Source organism: Kosakonia quasisacchari (assembly GCF_004331415.1).
Lineage (GTDB): Bacteria > Pseudomonadota > Gammaproteobacteria > Enterobacterales > Enterobacteriaceae > Kosakonia > Kosakonia quasisacchari.
Map to the genome: position 1 here is coordinate 1 of NZ_SJOP01000053.1, position 2,682 is coordinate 2,682.

General features: G+C 44.1%; 3 protein-coding genes. 2 read left to right on the forward strand and 1 reads right to left on the reverse strand.

The annotated features are described in order from the left end of the window. Complete coding sequence (locus E0L21_RS24550; protein WP_131413818.1) at positions 1-1,407, forward strand: IS1182 family transposase; 1,407 nt, start codon at positions 1-3, stop codon at positions 1,405-1,407. A 292-nt stretch (positions 1,408-1,699) separates the two neighbouring features. Here the strand turns inward: E0L21_RS24550 and E0L21_RS24555 are convergent, their stop codons facing one another. After that, positions 1,700-2,140 carry a DUF3916 domain-containing protein gene (locus E0L21_RS24555; protein WP_235855298.1) on the reverse strand — a complete coding sequence of 147 codons (441 nt, stop codon included), beginning with the start codon at positions 2,138-2,140 and terminating at the stop codon, positions 1,700-1,702. A gap of 300 nt (positions 2,141-2,440) precedes the next feature. Here E0L21_RS24555 and E0L21_RS25395 point away from each other — a divergent pair, with 300 nt between their 5' ends. Beyond that, a complete protein-coding gene (locus tag E0L21_RS25395) occupies positions 2,441-2,566 on the forward strand; it encodes a hypothetical protein (RefSeq protein ID WP_268886893.1) in 126 nt (41 codons plus the stop codon). Positions 2,567-2,682 lie beyond the last annotated feature (116 nt).

Sequence of the window (2,682 nt, forward strand, 5' to 3'; positions counted from 1 at the left end):
ATGACATTGTTCCCTGATACACTGGATGATTTTGTCACTGAAGATAACCCCGTCAGAGTGGTTGATATATTTGTAGATGGATTAAAGCTTGATTCTCTTGGTTTCAGAAGAGTTGATGCAAAGCGAACTGGACGGCCCGGATATCACCCTGCCACCCTACTGAAGTTGTACATTTACGGATATCTCAACCGAATTCAGTCCTCCCGTAGACTGGAAAAAGAGGCCCATCGGAACGTTGAACTGATGTGGTTACTTGAACGATTAACGCCTGACTTTAAAACCATTGCAGACTTCAGAAAAGATAACGGTGAAGGTATCAGGAATGCCTGTCGGGCCTTTATTGGCCTGTGCCGGCAAATGCAAATGTTCACTGATGTCGTTGTTGCCATTGACGGCAGCAAATTCAAAGCAGTAAACAGCAAACCCAACAACTTCACATCCCAGAAAGCCAATGACCATATTGAGCGCGTTGAGCAAAGTATTACTTATTATTTAAACAAGCTGGATGAAGCCGACAAGAATACTGAGCCCGATGCAAACACAAAGTTAACAGCCACTAAACTGGCCTGGCTAAAAAAGCGCTTACGTGAGCTTCAGGAAATTCAACAAGCAGTCGCACAACAGCCAGATAAACAACTCTCTTTAACCGACCCTGACTCCCGGTTGATGAAAACAAATAATATGAACCGGCAAGTTTGCCACAACGTTCAGACAGCTGTGGATACGAAAAACCATTTGATTGTTGCGCATGAAGTCACCAACACAACAGATAATGGACAACTTGGTTCAATGGCAACACTGGCTCAGAAAGCTGTTGGCCGGAAAGACATAACAGTACTGGCCGACAAAGGGTATTACAGTCGCAGCGATATTAAAACAGTTCTGGATAGCGGAGCAGTGGCTTTGGTGCCAAAGGGAGATACCTCTGGTGCTGAACGTAAGGGGCTCTATAACCGCTCAATGTTCAGATATAACAGGGAAAAAGATGTTTATGTGTGCCCAATGGGCAATGAGCTTCAGAATCGATTTACCTCAACAGAGGACGGACTGGAGCAACAGTTGTACTTTAACAATATTGCCTGTCGCGATTGCAGCCAGCGCTCCAGATGCACTACATCAAAACGCGATCCAAGGCGTATACGGCGTTGGGTTCATGAAGCTGAAATGGAAGAAATGCATGCGAGGCTTGAGTCATTTCCTCAGGCGGTGGTCATGCGAAAGCAAACGGTAGAACATCCGTTTGGGACAATTAAAATGTGGATGGGTGCAACGCACTTCCTGATGCGGAAATTTAAAAACGTCAGTACGGAAATCAGTCTACATATATTGGCTTATAACCTGAAAAGGATGCTATCGATATGGGGTACTGCAGGATTGATAATTCAGCTGCAGGAACAATACGGCTAACGGTTCCAGCCGTTTTATCCTCCAGTAACAACAGATATCAGGTTCTTCCCCGCAATAAAAACTTCTGAGTCATCCGAATAAAATCACAGATTACCTCGTCAACTTAAACGACATTCTCAAAACACAGATGAGAAATATTGTTTGGCTAATTGAAGCTATGAGTTTTCACACAGCCTGCGCTCACAGCAGACCTTCAGCGTCACATGTTTGTCTGCTGCGTGCCATGAGCAGGCGCTCGACAAAAGTAGCATCACTTTTTGTAAGTCATTAATTTTAAATTAAAGCAAATCCCTTAAGTCACCTGACCATAATACCAGCGTTCTCCCGTGAACCATTCATCCCGGTCCTCGCTTCCATAATATTCAAGTGTGATACCGATTTCTTGTATGTTAGCTGGCAGAACGAGTCCCCACTCAGCAGCAAGGCTACGATCTTTGATCAAAGCAGAAGCACCATTTTCAGAACGACCTTCAGTTATGAAGCCTTGATAATATTCTTCGGAGCGATAAAGACAGACCTCACTTGTAAACATATCCGGAAGACATACTAAGGCGGTAATCCGAGGGCTGTAATTCATACCAGTAGTGGCCGTTATGAGGTTCGAACATGCATTAATTAAAGCTTGCGCACAAGCTGCTTTGGTTTTAAGCGTGCTGTATTTTCCCTCAACGAGATTGGTATCTACTGGAATTTTGAAATTCCAGTAATGCTCATCTTCTGAAAAAAATGCCACGTTCAGGGCTGTGAAAAGTACCAGCCCAACGGTTAAGCGCTTTTATGCGTCGGGGAATATTTCTGACTTTGGTTCGATGATCTCTGTTAAGTCGTCTACTCATGAATAATTTACTTTTTAGCTGCTCAAACGGCTCATGTTGTGTCCCAACACAAGAGCATTCTATCCTGAGTTGTTCAGTTTATCGTTAAGTCTGCAATTTAATGCACCGCAATCGGCTTGCGAGAATTTATGTCCGCTCCTCGCTGTGAGTTCAACGGGTAGATGCAACGCTATCCTTAATCGAAGGGGGACGTTGCCATGAAACGAAGAACGCGCATTTACTACACGCCAGAACAGAAAGCGATTATCTGGGACAGATATAAGCAAGGTGATTCCCTGCATGATATTGTAAGTATCCCGCTTAACCGAACCATTCGCTTTTAGAGATCCAGAGAACGGTTCAATAAGTGTGTTGCATCCATCAGTTGAACTCACAGCTCATAATGGACATCGACACCGTATCAGTCAACTCTGTGAACGTGTGTTCACATCAGATATTT

What these genes read in the sequence shown, in the direction of transcription:
- E0L21_RS24550 (WP_131413818.1), top strand. Translation starts at nt 1, where the DNA reads ATGACATTGTTCCCTGATACACTGGATGATTTTGTCACTGAAGATAAC.
- E0L21_RS25395 (WP_268886893.1), top strand. Translation starts at nt 2,441, where the DNA reads ATGAAACGAAGAACGCGCATTTACTACACGCCAGAACAGAAAGCGATT.